The following is a 267-nucleotide window of genomic DNA, read 5'->3' as shown; positions in this document are numbered from 1 at the left end:
TCTTATTACGTGGTACTAAGCGTGAAGACGTACAACGTGGTCAAGTACTTTCTAAACCAGGTGCGATCAAGCCACACACTAAATTCGATGCAGAAGTATACGTACTTTCTAAAGAAGAAGGTGGTCGTCACACTCCATTCCTTAACGGTTACCGTCCACAGTTCTACTTCCGTACAACTGACGTAACTGGCGCGATTCAATTGCAAGAAGGCGTTGAAATGGTTATGCCTGGTGACAACGTAGAAATGTCAGTAGAATTAATCCACC

The 267-nt window shown here is 43.8% G+C and carries 1 protein-coding gene; it reads left to right on the top strand.

Features of this window, described 5'->3' with window-relative positions; genetic code table 11:
* Positions 1 to 267 (top strand): EF-Tu C-terminal domain-related protein (locus tag AC1M9H_RS14400; protein WP_481613660.1); only part of this gene is annotated, 267 nt, incomplete at both ends.

It is taken from the genome of Acinetobacter sp. ANC_7512, from assembly GCF_056779935.1.
The sequence above is the reverse complement of the archived record's forward strand: the minus strand, read 5'-3'. Positions and strand labels throughout refer to the sequence as shown.